The sequence below is a fragment of the Paenibacillus sp. Y859 genome (assembly GCF_056786405.1).
On the sequence record NZ_JBXCIZ010000010.1, the window covers coordinates 1 to 16,810 of the forward strand.

General features: G+C 40.1%; 15 protein-coding genes and 2 pseudogenes. 4 read left to right on the forward strand and 13 right to left on the reverse strand.

The window, feature by feature from the left end:
- The 3 genes and pseudogenes from AC1TO8_RS17730 to AC1TO8_RS17740 all read right to left on the reverse strand — a co-directional run.
- A pseudogene (locus tag AC1TO8_RS17730) lies at nucleotides 1-1,158 on the reverse strand (polymorphic toxin-type HINT domain-containing protein); the annotation flags it as partial.
- A gap of 15 nt (nucleotides 1,159-1,173) precedes the next feature.
- Nucleotides 1,174-3,744 (reverse strand): RHS repeat domain-containing protein, encoded by a 2,571-nt coding sequence (locus AC1TO8_RS17735; RefSeq protein WP_482056960.1) that lies wholly within the window; start codon nucleotides 3,742-3,744, stop codon nucleotides 1,174-1,176.
- A 147-nt stretch (nucleotides 3,745-3,891) separates the two neighbouring features.
- A complete protein-coding gene (locus AC1TO8_RS17740) occupies nucleotides 3,892-4,470 on the reverse strand; it encodes a hypothetical protein (protein WP_482056961.1) in 579 nt (192 codons plus the stop codon).
- A gap of 558 nt (nucleotides 4,471-5,028) precedes the next feature.
- Between AC1TO8_RS17740 and AC1TO8_RS17745 the strand changes: the two genes are divergently transcribed.
- Nucleotides 5,029-6,294 carry an MFS transporter gene (locus AC1TO8_RS17745; RefSeq protein WP_482056962.1) on the forward strand — a complete coding sequence of 422 codons (1,266 nt, stop codon included), beginning with the start codon at nucleotides 5,029-5,031 and terminating at the stop codon, nucleotides 6,292-6,294.
- Between the two features lie 111 nt (nucleotides 6,295-6,405).
- Here the strand turns inward: AC1TO8_RS17745 and AC1TO8_RS17750 are convergent, their stop codons facing one another.
- Nucleotides 6,406-7,326 carry an aldo/keto reductase gene (locus AC1TO8_RS17750; RefSeq protein ID WP_482056963.1) on the reverse strand — a complete coding sequence of 307 codons (921 nt, stop codon included), beginning with the start codon at nucleotides 7,324-7,326 and terminating at the stop codon, nucleotides 6,406-6,408.
- Nucleotides 7,327-7,441: 115 nt separating this feature from the next.
- The gene (locus AC1TO8_RS17755; RefSeq protein WP_482056964.1) at nucleotides 7,442-7,963 is read right to left on the reverse strand and encodes a hypothetical protein; all 522 of its coding nucleotides are present in this window, start codon (nucleotides 7,961-7,963) and stop codon (nucleotides 7,442-7,444) included.
- Between the two features lie 206 nt (nucleotides 7,964-8,169).
- Here AC1TO8_RS17755 and AC1TO8_RS17760 point away from each other — a divergent pair, with 206 nt between their 5' ends.
- Genes AC1TO8_RS17760 through AC1TO8_RS17770 form a run of 3 tightly spaced genes read left to right on the forward strand, consistent with a single transcriptional unit; the run spans nucleotide 8,170 to nucleotide 11,999 of the window.
- Nucleotides 8,170-9,189, forward strand: coding sequence for an ABC transporter substrate-binding protein (locus AC1TO8_RS17760; RefSeq protein ID WP_482056965.1), 1,020 nt, complete (start codon nucleotides 8,170-8,172; stop codon nucleotides 9,187-9,189).
- Between the two features lie 18 nt (nucleotides 9,190-9,207).
- Complete coding sequence (locus AC1TO8_RS17765) at nucleotides 9,208-10,950, forward strand: ABC transporter permease (protein ID WP_482056966.1); 1,743 nt, start codon at nucleotides 9,208-9,210, stop codon at nucleotides 10,948-10,950.
- Nucleotides 10,947-11,999, forward strand: a complete 1,053-nt coding sequence (locus AC1TO8_RS17770) for an ABC transporter ATP-binding protein (protein ID WP_482056967.1) — start codon at nucleotides 10,947-10,949, stop codon at nucleotides 11,997-11,999. Before AC1TO8_RS17765 ends, AC1TO8_RS17770 begins: the two co-directional genes overlap by 4 nt.
- An 86-nt stretch (nucleotides 12,000-12,085) precedes the next feature.
- Here the strand turns inward: AC1TO8_RS17770 and AC1TO8_RS17775 are convergent, their stop codons facing one another.
- From AC1TO8_RS17775 to AC1TO8_RS17810, 8 genes and pseudogenes are all read right to left on the reverse strand, one after another.
- Nucleotides 12,086-12,286: a hypothetical protein gene (locus tag AC1TO8_RS17775; protein ID WP_482056968.1), complete on the reverse strand. Its 201-nt coding sequence runs from the start codon at nucleotides 12,284-12,286 to the stop codon at nucleotides 12,086-12,088.
- Nucleotides 12,287-12,466: 180 nt separating this feature from the next.
- On the reverse strand, nucleotides 12,467-13,582 hold the full coding sequence (gene msrB, locus AC1TO8_RS17780; protein ID WP_482056969.1) for a peptide-methionine (R)-S-oxide reductase MsrB: 1,116 nt from the start codon (nucleotides 13,580-13,582) through the stop codon (nucleotides 12,467-12,469).
- 31 nt (nucleotides 13,583-13,613) lie between these two features.
- A complete protein-coding gene (locus AC1TO8_RS17785; protein WP_482056970.1) occupies nucleotides 13,614-14,165 on the reverse strand; it encodes a TlpA family protein disulfide reductase in 552 nt (183 codons plus the stop codon).
- Between the two features lie 53 nt (nucleotides 14,166-14,218).
- Nucleotides 14,219-14,935, reverse strand: coding sequence for a cytochrome c biogenesis CcdA family protein (locus AC1TO8_RS17790; protein ID WP_482056971.1), 717 nt, complete (start codon nucleotides 14,933-14,935; stop codon nucleotides 14,219-14,221).
- Between the two features lie 151 nt (nucleotides 14,936-15,086).
- Nucleotides 15,087-15,725 (reverse strand): spore coat protein, encoded by a 639-nt coding sequence (locus AC1TO8_RS17795; RefSeq protein ID WP_482056972.1) that lies wholly within the window; start codon nucleotides 15,723-15,725, stop codon nucleotides 15,087-15,089.
- Between the two features lie 128 nt (nucleotides 15,726-15,853).
- A pseudogene (locus AC1TO8_RS17800) lies at nucleotides 15,854-15,979 on the reverse strand (radical SAM protein); the annotation flags it as partial.
- A gap of 165 nt (nucleotides 15,980-16,144) precedes the next feature.
- Entirely contained in the window at nucleotides 16,145-16,333 is a 189-nt protein-coding gene (locus AC1TO8_RS17805; RefSeq protein ID WP_482056973.1) for a DUF3934 family protein, read from the reverse strand.
- A gap of 151 nt (nucleotides 16,334-16,484) precedes the next feature.
- Entirely contained in the window at nucleotides 16,485-16,754 is a 270-nt protein-coding gene (locus tag AC1TO8_RS17810) for a NifU N-terminal domain-containing protein (protein ID WP_482056974.1), read from the reverse strand.
- Nucleotides 16,755-16,810 lie beyond the last annotated feature (56 nt).

The following is a 16,810-nucleotide window of genomic DNA, read 5'->3' on the forward strand; positions in this document are numbered from 1 at the left end:
TGCTATGAAATTAAATGCGGATTCTCTAGCGGTATAGAAATAGATCGTGTTCAGACCCATGGCATCTGTTACAGAGGACAATGTCTGATAATCACCTTCTGCGCCTAACTGATATACCACTTTTCGCTCTGTACCCTTTTGGGCTACAATAACTTGTTTATTCGAATAAGTGAAATTCAGCTCATTTCCATCACTGTTGCGAATATTGGATAGAACTGTGCCTCCATCTTGATGATCCGTATAATGAAACTCTACACGGTTGTTGTAGTCATCTTGCATGATTAGTACATGACCTGTGGCATCGAAATAGTAATGAAGGTCATTCAAGACAGATAATTTAAATTGACTCTCTCTTCCATCAACCGTTATCGTGCTATCCTTAGAAAGTTGTATATCTTTCCAAGGATATCCTTCGAGCGTAAGCGCTTCTGAGAGCTTATACGTACCTATTCCGGGATAATAAACATATTTCCCTTCATTTCTGATCTGGATGGATGGAAGATCCCACCTCCATCCCCTGCCTAGACCGGTGTCTCGTTCTTCCTGACGTATTCCTGCTTCATTTATATAGCTTCCATTACTCGATTTAACACCGATATCATTGTTGGCCATACTTGTCTCGTAGACGCGATTCAAACGATAAGTAATCGCTCCTGGCAATTCGAAATCCGTGTCATAGATTCCCACATCTCCCGTAGATGTTGACACAACCTCCGAACCATAAGAAACGGCATAATCGGATGAGGCTTGATGAAGCGGTATCCGAGTTAATGCCTTTTGGTCATAATCACCCAAGGCGGTAACTTGATCTTCCGTCATGTTATTTCGCGCCTGGAGATGAAGTGCATTCACGTCAGGCTGAATCACCTGAATTGCGTTCTCGCTCCCCAACATACTCTCAGACTTTTTCTTATTATTTCCTGTCTCTCTAAGTGTTGTATCTATCTGATATAACGAATTACCTTTCGCTAGTTGTTCCACCAGCCAAGATTCTTCCATTTTATAATCTTTAAGGAGACTAGATAGCGTGATGAATTCGTGTTCTGTCGTCTCGTGAGTCAATGTCTGAGGTTCTATCTTTGCACCATATACAATCGATTCAACTCCACTTAGTAGTACAACGAAGCAGAGTAATATACTGAACAGTTTCTTAAACATAGATACACCTTCCCTCTATTGAAATGGATAGATCTTCTTCTTCTTTGATTTTAGATTGCCATTCGCATCATAGGTATAGATCAACATGTCTCCAGTGGGGTAGATCATCTTGTTTAATTTGCCAGATGGGCTATATTCATAATCTAAAGTAGGCTTTAGAATCAGAACTGCAGCAACAATATATAAGTCCAATGGGATATCTGAATGATCACTCAACTTAATATAATAAGTTTGTCCTGCTTGCATTTCTACTTCAATAACAACATAATCTGATCCATATAATTGTTTCACATCTGCACTGCTGACCAGAAGAGTTTGAAGTTTGGGATCTGTGTAAACAGAAATAACGGCAGATCCAGATAAGCCATCTTTTTTAGTGGCAATACGATATGGACCTGTCTGAGTCGCTTTTAGAAGATAGTAACCATTGTTACCAACCTCTTTAGAAACTTTGGTTGGATTATTCTCCATTAATTTCTCAAATACAATATCAACCGGATCAGTCTCCATAAAATGTCTGAATGGTGCTCCAATAATAACAGGATCGGATGATGTCACTTTCACAGTAATTTCAGCACCTGCAGGAACATCATATTCAATATCTGTTTGGCTTCCTTCTTTATACAGCGTTCCGTCAGCATGAATGATTTTATAATCGAAATAGCGATTCGCACCTAGCACTGCATTCGTAACCAATTGATCTTTCCTAGAACTGATATTTATGAAAGCAGTTGACTCTTGACTTGATAACGTCCTTTTAATAAATGCAGGATCGATTTGAGGCTCGCCAGTCATTTGTTTAGCATAGCGAAATGTTACAGGTTGAACAGAAGTAACCGTAACAATAAGTGTATCACCCGATGAGATCGATATATCCCCCTGATGATTCAACTTAGCCTTTGATGTATCCCCATCAGAATCATAGACAACATAGTCATACTCAGCATTGTTGCTACTGGTAGCATCACTCACAACGGTGAGAGTCTTTGAAGTATCATTCTTAATCATATAAGAGTCATTGTAGTTTAAAGTTACATTTAACAGATTAGGGTTATTATCCGAAGTTGATACGAAAGATGTATATACAACAATAAAGGTAATCGGATTCATATCATCATTCGTAACATGGGCAGAGTATTCACCCGGAATAAGAATATACGTATGCTTATTCACTCCCTGCAGATATATAGTTCCATCTGCCCTGATCTTGACATAAGAATAACCGTTTCCTCCTGTGGTACTCTTTACAACATCTATCCTTCTCTGATTTTCCGTAATATTATTGAATTGATAAGATTCTCCTTGGTTCAAAGTTACACGAAGCATAGCTGGATGAGAGAATGGTTCAGTAGTAACTGGATCTGTGTATCGGAAAGTAATAGTCCCACCAGACTGCCCCGTTACAATCGCATAACCATATGCAGGAATGGTCACTATATTACTTTTATAGTTATAACCGCTTCCTTTCACTATGCCTTCTGCATCGTATTTCGCATAGTCAAATGTTCCATTTATAGTTGTTGCATCATTTTGTATGGTGATACTTTTCGATCCATTATTTCGGAATATATAAGATTCCCCTGATTGGACCTGTTGCTTCGTAAATGCTTCTCCTTCTTTGCCGTTCCACGAAAAGAGTCGATAAGGTACACCGAATGTCACCGGGAGATCTGATACCGCTGTAACAACGATTCGTATTCCAGGGAATACATAAGGCTCGGTATAGGTGTTAGAGCTTTTTCTTCTTTCCGTTCCATCCGCATTATATTGAACATAATCAAATCTATTATTTGTTGTGGCATCGGAATCAATGTATCTTTGAGTCTCGCTTATATTCGTGAATTCAGAGCTCTCACCTTTATGAAGTGTAACTCTATAATGTGAAGGCTCATCACTCTCTTCTCCGCTAAAGTCATCCGTATAACTAAACGTTATAGCAGTTGGAGAAGCAACAGTCATATAAGCATACCCGCTCGATGGGATACTTGGAGTATTCGTACTGTTGAATCCTCTTGTTGAGTAACTACCATCAGATTTATATACCGTGTAATCAAACGTACCTTTCACTAATCTTGCATCATGGTATACAAGATTTGCCGCGGAACCATTATTGGTGAACAAATACGTTTCTCCTGGCATCAACGTAACCCGACTAAACGCCTCATCAGTCACTGCCCTGCCGACAAAGGTACGATACAATGCGCCCACTCTGACAGGAGTATCTGTAATTAATGTCATGACAACACGTCTGCCAGTAGCTACACTTGGTTTATTACTCGTATTCTTCCCATTTGATGACTCCGTGCCATCGGGGAGATATATGACGTAATCAAATTTGTCCTTTGTTGTCCCATCTGTTTCAATCGAATCGGTAGATGTTCCAATATTAGTGAATTCATAACTTTCCCCTTGGTGTAACGTGCCAGATTCATATGCCGGTTCATCGGTTTCGTTCCCCGTAAATTCATTATAGGGAACTCCGATGGTTACTGGTGAATCAGAAGCGCCCGTAATGATCAACTCTTCATTTGGAATTAGTGTAGGATGGGCCTTTGAATTCATAGCTGAACTTTTCAGCTTACCCACACTTGTAAAGGAAGCGTAGTCATATCTGCCATCAGGGTTAGCAGTCGAATCACTTATGATGCCAATTGCTGTACTGAAAGAAGATGTATTGAAGAATTGATAAGATTCGCCTCGCGAAAGTGTCTTCTTTAATAAAGCCGGTACTGACTAATAGGAATATGATATATATTCCAGATTAAAGCTTGCCGTGAAAGATTCATTAAAGTCATTCGTTATAATGCTATATCCACCTTTTCCAGGCACAGGAATAGAACTATATGTTCCCATATCATCTGAGGTCTTTTTCCCATCTGCATTATAGCTCACATAGTCATATCTCATATTGTTCTTGCTCGCGGCATCTGTGAGAATACTAATTTGTGATGAATAGGAGTTGCTGACCAGAATACTTTCTCCCGGAGCAATAATCAACTCCATTTTGTTTATTGCAAACGTACTCATTTCATCCTCACTTAGATCTATTAGATTGTCCGTAACTTCACTATTTTCATCTAATTCATCTAATGTAGGGATTTGATCGAATGGAAATTCCTCGGTCTCCCCTTCTGGATCTGGTATAACTGAAGAATCTTCCTCCACTGGTGGTGCAACTACTTCTTCTGGCGGAGTTGTTAACTCTACCTCCTCTGTTAATTGAACGCTACTGGCCGATATCCCCTCCGGTATCAACGAACCAGTGATGAAAAGAATGACTAGACATAGTATCATGAGCGGCTTAAATTTCATGTAATTCCCTCCTTTTTCAAAATAATGATTACAATAATAACCAACTACTATAAATATCGGTAAAAATGATTTGGAATTAATAGGTTTTAATACCTAAATATAAATGAAAAACGGATTAATTATACATGCATCTATTATTCAATGGTCCAATATAATGATCTTTTCACAAAAAAAAGCCGATCTAAAGATCGACTTCTTACAATACGATTTACGATTTTTCACACAAAGTTCCACCTCTTTTTAAAACCACATCATTAGATATCAATATTGCGGATATTCGGTCGAATATGCTCTATTTGTTTTAATATGTTCAAGACCATACCTCCATTTAACAAAAATTTAAATAAAGGCTAAGCTTCGCTTACCCCCAAATATATAAATTCATATATATTGAAAAAAACTAACCACTAAAGTTAGTCCTTCATATTTCAGTAGACAGATTCTCACGTAACAGTAAGCACTCAAAATATTATCCTTGTTCCCCTTTTCAAATAGACTGCAATACCTTATTCTAAAATAGTAAAAAAACTAGATAGAACATTATTAGGAGTGTATTAAATGTCAGATGTACATGCGGCACACGCGGCACCTGCAAGCGGTAATTTATTCACGAATAGATTCTACCAAACTATACTTATCTCAAACTTATTTCTACAGATCGGGATATGGGTCAGAAATTTTGCTATTCTCATGTTTGTCACCGATCAGACGAACAACGATCCTATGGCCATTTCCCTTATCTCAGTAGTCGAATTTGCCCCCATATTTGTCTTCTCCTTTATTGGAGGTGCGTTCGCTGACCGTTGGAGACCGAAACGAACGATGATATGGTGTGATTTCCTTTCCGCTGCATCGATACTTGCCGTTCTGTTTGCGTTACTATACGGTTCATGGGAAACAATCTATTTGGCCACCTTCGTTTCCGCCATATTATCGCAATTCTCTCAGCCCTCGGTCATGAAGCTATTCAAACAACATGTTCATCCTGAACAGCTACAGCAAGGTATGGCATTATTCCAATCTCTTGTCGCCATCTTTATGATCATGGGGCCTGCACTCGGCATATTCTCATATCACCAATTCGGTATTAACATCTCCATAGCCGTTATGGGCGTAGCTTTCTTATTGTCTGCTGTCGTACTCTTCCGTCTACCACCCGATATAGTGGAAGATAATCAGAAAGAGAAGAGCCTGAATTTACGTAAAGAACTCGCTGATGGGTTTCGTTATGTATGGAGGAGTCCTGTGCTAAAGGTACTTGCGGGTGCATTTGCTATTGCCGGATTCTCCGTTGGAATTATCCAGACTCTAGGTCTATTCATAGTCACAGAGCGGCTCGGTCAACCGAAAGAATTTCTACAGTTTCTTATGATGGTTAACGGTGCCGCTATGCTCGTTGGTGGTGCTCTCATTATGACCCTTGCCAAAAAAGTCTCACCCCAAGTTCTATTAGCATTCGGTATGAGCGTTAGCGCCCTATGTATTGCCGGTATGGGATTATCCACAAGCATCCCACTAACGTTAACTTTACAATTTATCAATGGACTGACCATGCCATGTATTCAAATCGGCATCAACACCTTAATACTACAGTGGACAGAACAATCCTATGTGGGGCGTGTGAACGGTGTGCTTAGCCCTATGTTCATGGGGATGATGGTCATCATGATGACATTAGCAGGCGTCATCAAGAAGAACTTCCCACTCGTTGAAATTTACTGTGTATCCGGTCTGATCATGCTAGTGGGTGCGATCATCCTTATTCCAATATTCAAGCATAAACCTGCGCCTTCCGTAGTTGCGGGAGCACCTGAAACAACATAATCACACAAGAAGCAAAGGGGCGTCCCCAAAGCCATAAAAATGGCTTAGGACGCCCCTTTGTACTATGACATTACAAATGATTCATACAGTAGTTAGTCTAATCAGGTCTGGCTAGTTCTTCCAAGCACTTGGATGATCATCTTGTACCAGATCAAGCGAAGCGGCACGGGCGTTAGCTTCTACCTGCTCCACACTCTTACATCCTGGAATAACACAACTGACAGCAGGATGCTTCAAGCACCAAGCCAACGCCCAACTCGCCATATCGACGCCTTCAGGTAATTCTGACTGCGCAATCTCCTGAACGAGACGTAGCTTTGCATCAATCTCATCACGTTGATGACCTTGTCTTACTCTGTCATCGAACACGACACCTGGCTTATACTTCCCGCTCAGATACCCACTTGCAAGTGGTACTCTAGCAAGAACACCCAGATCCTGTTCCAGACATGAAGGAAATACCTGCTCCTCAGGCTTCTGATCCAACCGGTTATATACGACTTGAATCGCTTTAGCGTTTATTTCAGTCGCTTTTGCTGTTTGGTACAAGTTATCATTACTTCCAATAGAAATACCTAGATTACGGATTTTACCGGCTTGTACCTGTTTGTCCAACAGTGTCCACAGATCATCATTATCGAATACATCATCCGAACCGGAATGGAATTGATAGAGATCCAAATAATCCGTCTGAAGCGCCTTCAGAGAATCGTCTAATTGTCGACGAACTTCATCCACACTCCAAGCGTTCTCCCATTGATCTTCCCAGTGGTGTCCGAATTTCGATGCGATTACCCAATCCTGACGCGATTGCCTCGATAGATAATCCCCTATAAATTTCTCAGACATATGATGCGGTCCATAACATTCAGCTGTATCAATCAAGTTAATGCCTACCTCTTTGGCATGATTAAGAATGTCATCTACCTCTGATTGCGTGAAATCCTTGCCCCAATCTCCGCCAAATTGCCATGTCCCTATACCGACTACTGAAACTTTTAAATCAGTTTTCCCTAAACGTCTGTATTTCATAATCTCACCTCATATGTTATTGGTATGTGTACATCCTACTATTTCGAATGCTCAGGAGCAATAGTTCATTCGGACAATTTCCGGATAACTATTTCCCCTGAATTAACAAGGTGTCTCAATCTCTTGAAGGCTTAAACCCTTCCTCCCACAAGTACTCCTTTGCCTCTTGCAGCGTTCCAAACACCATTTCAATGCTAGGACCTGTGTAGATATACCAAAGATCTTCATCCCGAGTGAGCGAGAGTAGTTCCTCATCACTGTTCATCCATATTTCAGTATCGTAAAAGCCACGTTCATCATTAGCTTTCTCATTTACATTATCAAGGGTACTGCCATTTCCTGAATGAGTCCCCTCTTCACCTAAAGAGAGAGAATGTATTGAAGCTTCAACAAGCAGCTTTAACTCGTCCGCATTAAATTCTCGGATATTTACAAACCCTCTCTCATCAAGGTCATATCCCTCTAAAAGACCTGCAAATACGAAGCCATTACCATTTGGATGTAGATGTAGAGCTACTGTTTTTTTATCAATCTGGCTCTCCTCATAATGAAAGTTCACTCGTCCAAGCGAGACATTCTTACGTTGTAATTCTGGGAAAGATTCTAGAATCTGTAGTTTCTGTTCAAAAGATAGCATGTGACCTCCAGCGTACGTTTTTATAGTGTATGTGATTATATCATAACCATCGATTCCAAACTAATTATAGTGAATCACATTTTCACTATCAACTTTTTGTCATCACCATTTAACACTCCCTTAATTCTAGTAAAACAAAACCCCTTTACAATTGTATTGTACCGGAACAAATGTAAACAAATTAAACATTAGAGGAGCAATTGAATATGTTAAAGAAAAGTTCGTTTTTTGCCATAATGGCATCTATGTTGATATTTACGGGATGTAGCTCAGAGACACAAGGTTCTACTAATACTTCATCCACTTCAATCTCTGGTAAGCTCTCCTTCTATACTTCTCAACCAGAAGAAGATGCTACTCAATTAGTCCAAGCCTTCAATGTTAAATATCCAGATGTCCATGTTGAAACTTTCCGCTCTGGTACTGAAGAAGTAGCAGCAAAGATTCAAGCAGAGAAACAAGCCGGACAAGTTCAAGCAGATGTTCTTCTCCTCGCCGATTCAGTCACTTTCGAAAGTCTGAAAAGCCAAGACCTACTAATGTCCTATAAATCAGCTGAGAGAGATCAAATTGCGGATGAACTAATGGACGCTGACGGAATGTATACTGGAACAAAGGTCATCGCTACTATTCTCGCTGTGAATACAGATAAAGTATCTACTCAACCAACTTCTTGGCAAGTTCTGACCTCTGGTGAGGCTAAAGATGCTGCAATTATGCCCAGTCCGTTATATTCTGGCGCAGCGGCTTATAACATTGGTATATTCTCACGTACCGATAGCTTCGGTTGGGAGTTCTTAGGGAAATTAAAAACCAATAATATGTCAGTCATCAAAGGAAACGGAGCCGTCCTCAAAGCCGTAGCCAGTGGCGAGAAGAGTTATGGCATGGTCGTTGACTATATGGTAGCACGTGAGAAAGCTAAGGGATCAGCTATCGAGCTAATCTATCCAGCAGAAGGAGTTCCCATCATTACGGAACCAATCGGCATTATCAACAATACAGATCATATCGAAGCAGCTAAGGTATTTGTCGATTTCGTCTTATCCAAGGATGGACAGGAACTTGCCGCTGAAATTGGATACACTCCGATTCGTGACGGTATTACACCACCCGAAGGATTGAAGGGTATATCCGATCTCACCCTATTGTCTGGAGATATCGCCACTCTGACAAACGAACGTGAAGCGGACAAGAAACAGTTTACGGAGTTATTCGGAAACTAACGAGCGGAGCGATTACTTATGGATGACTTAACTACCTACGATATCCAACAACCACTGAACAAGGAGAGGCTGAAACCCAGCCTCTCCTTGTTAATCAAAAAGTCAGTAATACTTCTAGGTATCCTAGCCACACTATTCTTCTTCGTACTCCCCATCGCCAAGCTTCTCCATTTAAGCATTGGGGCGGAAACAGGATTTAGTCTCGATCACTACACTGAATTATTGAAACAAAATCGCTTTTGGAATACATTGCAGAATACATTTATAATCGTGATTGCATCTACACTATTATCTTTAGTACTTGGTATTGTGGCTGCTTGGGTCATGGCTTACACCAATATAAAATATAAAAAAATACTACATCTACTCATCCTACTATCTTTTGTTCTTCCATCGTATGTACTTACATTATCCTGGTCCTCTTTTATGGGCTCTCAGGGATTAATGGCTTCATTTCTACACCTATTCCATTCAGGGGCCCAGCCATGGAGTATGTATAGCATGGGTGGAATCATTTTCGTCATGGGTATTCACCACTTCCCATTGGTCTATTTATTTACCGTAAATGTATTAAAAAGAATTCCACGTGATCTAGAATGGGCAGCCAAGGCTAGTGGTGCTGGTCGGATCAAAAATTTTATAAAGATCACATTTCCACTTGCTTTACCTGGACTGACAGCAGGCGGACTGCTCGTATTTCTTGCTTCACTTGATAACTTTGGTATTCCCTCCTTTTTGGGGACACCTGTAAACATCAGTGTACTTAGTACATTGATTTATGAAGAAATTATTAGCTTCGGTCCCTCCGCCTTTGCACGCGGGGCATCTTTATCTGTCATATTAAGTATTATCGCTATCTTTGGAACATTGCTTCAATGGCTCTCTGTCCGCAAGAGTAAATCTGATGATACTGCTCGATTGGATAATCAGCCTCGTTATGATTTAGGTAAACATCGATTATGGTTAAGTCTACTTATTTGGATCAGCCTTATCTTCATTACTATCGTACCGTTATTCTCAATGATTTCACTCTCGTTAAAGAGGGCCTATGGTCGTCCATTGAACATGACAAATCTGACATTTGAGAACTACAAATATATACTTTTCAACAATCCAAAAATCTGGCAATCGATTCAAAATAGCCTACTACTTGCACTAGGCACACTCATCGTCTGTTTAGTTATCGGTTCATTGTTCGCTTATGTCCGTGTACGCAAACCATCAAAGCTAATAAAAGCTACTGAGCTGGCCATTTCAATTCCTTATACGCTTCCCGGAATCGTATTTGCATTATCTATGATTCTTGTCTGGATGGAGCCTATTCCTGGATGGAACCCTGGGATCTATGGAACGACTACGATCCTCTTCATTGCTTACGTCTGCCGTTTCCTTATCTTACAGATTAGAGCAGGTGTCACAGCATTTATGCAAGTTGACGCTTCTATGGAAGAAGCAGCTAGCATATCAGGAGCTAGTCCCTGGCGGAAATGGGTATTCATTCTGCTACCTCTATTGCTCCCAGGTCTTCTTAGCGGAGCCATTCTAGTCTTCCTAACCGCATTAACTGAGCTAACGGTATCGGCACTTTTATACTCTTCACGGTCGCAGACGATTGGTGTTGCTATTTTCAGCTTTGAACAGGCTGGGGATACACTCCATTCGACGGCGTTATCCAGCTTAATCGTCTTTCTAATTTTCATTGGAGCAGGTTTATTACATCTTGTACAAAAAATATTTTCCCATAAAGGAGTAAGCGAATGAGTATTGAACTGAAAGAAGTTAGTAAGACGTTCGGTAATTATAGTGCGTTGAAATCAATCAACTTAAATATCGCGGATGGAGAATTCGTAGCTATCTTAGGTCCCTCTGGCTGTGGAAAGACTACTTTACTTCGAATGTTAGCAGGATTTGAGCAACCCTCCGCGGGTGAAATTGTTATGAATGGCTCGGTTGTAGCTACGTCCCGATCAAGTATCCCTCCTGAGAAAAGACGGATTGGGATGGTCTTTCAAAGCTTCGCACTTTGGCCCCATATGAATATTTCAGAACATGTTCGTTTTCCAATTCGTAATCATAAAGAAACACCTAAGGCTATCCGTGAGAATGAAGAGGTACGTATCTCAGACGTTCTTGATTTAGTCGGCTTGTCCCATCTATCCCAACGTATGCCTCATGAACTATCAGGTGGCCAGAAACAGCGTGTTGCTATTGCTCGCGCTATTGCATCCCAGCCTTCGCTTCTACTTATGGATGAACCTCTAAGTAGTCTTGACGCTATGCTTCGCATGAACATGCGTCGTGAAATCCAATCCATACATAGGGAGACTGGCTCTGCGATCGTATATGTTACGCATGATCAAAGCGAAGCTTTAGCTATGGCAGATCGAATTGTAGTGATGAATGACGGTCAAATTGAGCAAGTGGGGACTCCTCAAGAAATTTACTTGAAGCCGGAAACTGATTTTGTCGCACAATTTGTATCGAAGGCAAACCTTATTCGGGGGCGTTGGGATCACGAATATTTCATTCCTGATGGTGCAGATTCCATTGTACAGTGGCCTGGAAATGAAGTAGCCGGTTATTTCAAAACAAATGGGCTTTATCCTGTTAGACCCGATCAATTCCAACTTGGACCTGAACAAAATGAGGGTCTATCTGGTGAAATAGTGAATGTACAGTTTCAGGGTAAAGAATTCTATTATGATATCCAATCCACTGGACAGCAGTGGGAAGTGATCTCTCCCTTACCTTTTAAATTAAATGATAAAGTGTCCATCAATATACCCATAACTGAGCATCATTATGTATAAAAATTGGAGGGGTTAATCATGACAAATACAAGGAGGATGATCTTTTTTTATGCGATGGAACCCCTGCTCACTAGAACACTCTTTCGTTAAAGCATTCTTTTTCCCAATTTAATAAATTGATTAAAGATAGATTGTTTTTCTTTAACGGAGTTCTTAGATTGGCGATTTAATTTCGATATTTCCCTTTGGGTAGCTAATACTTGCTGTGCTACTTTGTGCTGTTCCACCGAACTTTGTAAATCACGGAAATGCTGTTTGACGATCTCTTCATTGTTTAGATATAACAAATTTATAAATACCCCATTTCTTAAAGCGATAGCGACTCAACCTTTCTTAAATAAGCACTCGCTCCTTTGTTCACTTTCCCACTATATGCTAATTTGGACCCTGAGGTGAGGTACAAAATGGCTTTAATTGTTTTTTCCGCGAACAGACTCTTCTCTAATTCATTAGCGAAGGACTCCCTGTTATTCTACTGCTATACTAACATAACCGTATCCTTCCTTTTCCATGTCTGCAAGAGGGATGAAGTTAATCGAGGCGCTATTGATACAATATCTTTTGCCACCTTGGTCTTTCGGGCCATCATCAAATACATGACCTAAATGAATGTCACCTGCACGACTTCGCACCTCTGTACGTTCCATATGATATTTCGTGTCTATATGATAGGTAACAACCTCAGGTATTATTGGCTTGGTGAAGCTTGGCCATCCACAACCTGAATCATATTTATCCACGCTTGAGAAAAGAGGTTCGCCTGTTGCAACGTCGACATAAATGCCCGGTGCATATTCGTCCCAATAAGCATTGGAAAACGCATGCTCAGTATCTTCCAACACGGCTACTTGATATTGTTCATCGGTTAGTTTGCTTTTAAGTACTTCATTACTCGGTTTGGGATACATGGCCGGATCTATTTCGATAACGACTTTTTCTTCCACTGGAATTTCCTGATCATCTAGTATACTTAGATCAATATGACAATACCCATTGGGATTCTTCACTAAATAATCCTGATGGTATTCCTCCGCTAGGTAATAATTCTCAAGTAGTAACACTTCGGTGACGATATTCTTATCGTATTTATCCTGTTCTTGCTTCACCACATCCATAATGATGAGCGCATCTGCCTCATCATTATAATAAATGCCTGTACGATATTGAACACCTCTATCATTCCCCTGCTTGTTCAAGCTCGTTGGATCAATCACCTTAAAGTATTTGGTTACTAGATCGGCTAGAGATACTCGCTCAGGATCATATTTAACCTCAACGGTTTCAGCAAATCCACGGTTTCCTGCAATAACATCATCATACGTTGGATTCTCACCTGTTCCGTTGGCATAACCAGAAGTCACATCGCTAACCCCGTAGATGCGGGACATATACGCTTCCACTCCCCAGAAACAACCTCCCGCCAAAAAAATACTATGGAGTTCACTATTGGAATAATCTACTGTTTCATTAGGATTGCTAGAGGGTGATGTCGCACTAGCTCCACTTTTTATATTGTTAACAGATGAACACGCTGTGACTAGAAGTAATAACAACAATAAACCTAGATAGGATAACCGTCTCATCCTTGTTCCTCCCCACGTTTTAATACAAATATTAGTTCATTTCCTTAAAAGTACTGGTGATTTGTTCATTGGAATTATGACCTGGTGTAGTCTTGGCTAGAACACCATCAGATCCAATATAATAGGATGTCGGATATCCTCTCACACCGAATTTCTTCGCCCATATACCATCTTCATCTATTAATACCGTAATATCTTGGTCTGTTGTTTGTTTCTGGAACCACTTAGTGAAGTCTTCTGTCGATTGTTCTCCTTTGAAGTTCGGGCTAACCACACTAATTACTTTGAAATCATTATCCTGAGTAGATAATGTGTTCAGTTCGTCCAGCCCCGCTAAGCAAATAGAGCACCAAGAAGCCCAATACTTTACATATACCTTTTGTCCATCAAGATCTGCCAATGCAACCTTATTTCCTTGTAGATCCATAAGATCGAACATAGGAGCAAGCTTTCCCTCGTTCACAGTTGTTGAAGTATCATTACTTGTTTGACTTGATTGAGATCCATTTCCACAAGCCGTCATAAACACAACCATAGCGATTACGGTCATCATCAACGACCATTTTATGTTACTTATTTTCATTAGATTATCCTCCTTCATGCTTTCATGCTTCACGAAGTATCGTAAGCGTTATTTCAAATTGTGAACAAGGTAGTTATCATATTCAACTTATTCGTCATTAATAATAAGCCCATCAAGATCAGAATAATTCCAGAAACCACCTTTATTGTCCCCATGTACTTATATATACTCTTCAAACGTTGTAACAATATATCTGAGAAGATCGCAAGAATAAGAAAAGGAATCGCTAACCCTACTGTATATACCAACATTAACCATCCACCGAAAGTAGATGACCCTTCACTTGCAGCAATACTAAGGACGGCAGCCAGTACCGGACCAATACAAGGTGTCCAACCGAAACTGAAAGTAAATCCAAGCAGGTAAGCACCTACGATGCCTCTCTTTTTCGCAAACTCTAAGTTCAATTTCCTCTCTCTTTCCATAAAGAACAACTTGATGATTCCTGTCTGATAAATACCGAATAGCACTACAATAAACCCACAAATCACGATAAACCAAGAGCTATTAATAACACTTCCCAACGCACCTGCACCGAAACCCAACAATATGAATACCGTGGATATCCCCAGGATAAAGAAGATCGTCTTTACGATCAAAGGAGGCCTTAATCGCAACTTCCCCAATTTCATACTTGTCGACTGGCTTCCATCATCTGAACCACCGAGAAATGCTATATATACGGGTAATAGTGGTAAAATACAGGGTGAGAAAAAGGAGAATATTCCTGCAATAAAGACACTTCCGATATAGATATGTTCGCTTACCATAGTCATCACATCCTCTACCTTAGCTTACTTCAATTTTAAATTATTTAATACACAAAAACCTCTAATACAAATAAAGTATCAGAGGTTCTTCCATACTATGATTAGATGTTTGAGAAAACTTGCTCTTCTGCTTCTGGTTCAGCAAGTTTTATTATTGTAACGGCATGCGCGGGTGTCCTGTAGCTGGTGCGTACGCGTTCAACATTTGTTGTGCATCGGAATTATCCAATTGTGCTACTTGATAGTAACCGTGCTTATTCTGAAACAAGAAAACCTCATACGCCATTTCGATATAATTCTCGATTTGGGAAGCCAATACCCGGCGAAGCACAGGATTACTCGTCTCTAATGCAGTCATCGTCATATGAGAAGAGAGGGTTTTAAGGTTACCTATCATGAATCCACTAATCTGTGCTTCCTTGATTTCGTTGACAGATTGAACTGGCTTCTTCGGTTGGCTTGGTTTAAGCCCATAAATAATTTGATTCGCTGATTCTTGCATCATGTACTTAGCTGTATCTTGACTTGGTTTGCCGCCTGTCGAAAAGCATTCAGTTGTCAGGTTGTACTGGGAAAGAATAAAGTTGTATTGACGATCCATCATAGACAACAGCTCTTGATCCTGAACCATCGGTTTATACATCAACATTTGATCTAGAATACTGATCGTACATGATAATACTTCATGCATATCAAGAAGTTCAAGACCCCCACGATTGATGTTCTGATTCTGCATACCCATCGACTGATTATTTAAGTTATTTTGTTGATTCTGATTCTGATTATGCATTGTAAAACCTCCTTTATTGTTTTTAGAATGCTATACGAACTACAATAGGTTGAGTGTTTCAGCATAATTTTATACATGGCAAAATTGCGAACTACCTTAAAGCTAGATTCCTCGTCATCTACAATCTATACAACGTCTGTCATCCTTGTGGAAACAACGCATTCGATACTTTGCCCATCAATTCGATTGTATGCGCAACAGTAATCACATCGAAAATTACAATTAGAGGTTACGCCGATCTCCAATCCTTCCAATGCATATGTAGTAGGTTTCTCTAACTCAAGGGATTTATACGTCGCTTTGGCTGAAGTGGGGGTTCTGCCACTTCTTCATCATAGCAAAAACTCCTTGAAGAGATTTCATCTTCAAGGAGTTTTGTTATCCTGACCGTTAGTAATTCAAGAACAATCTATACTATTTTACTTTTCAGGTTCATTGTCGATCTTTTTTCGACCATTTAATTTTTCATTTTCCGCTTCTTTAGCAGCCGCACGAATCGCGCCATAATTTTTTTTAACTATTTTTGTTTTATCAGTCTTATTCCAGCGAGTCCAACCCTTACTGCCTGTTCCTCTGCCTGTCCCGCCCTTACCCTTAGCTTTACTCATATCATCACTCCAATATTACTATTATAACATTAAGAAAGACCCGACTTCTACACATTTGCGTAGAGCTGACGGGTCAACCTTATTATTAAGCCACTATTGCTTTCAACTTTTAAGGTGAAATTCTCATGTTGCCCTTTAGTTGTCGCTCCGATCAGCCGTACACTACCTTGAATGCTTCATGTACTTGAGGTAGAATATCATCCCAATTCGCATCTGGTTCCTTACTAACCGTTACGAAATCTCTAATCCCAAATATATTATCTATACCTTCTATGCTGAGTAAAGCACTAGCTAAAGGATGATCTGTTTGAGCACCACTCTTCAGTGATACACTCCCAGTTCCTTCAAATATCGTCTCGCTCGCATTGATCTTCATTGAATTTGGATTAGGTGTTTCTTGAACATGAATTTGTATTGCCATGTGATCACTCCTTCTGCAGATCATTGTAACATGTAGGACCAAATCTTACTAATATT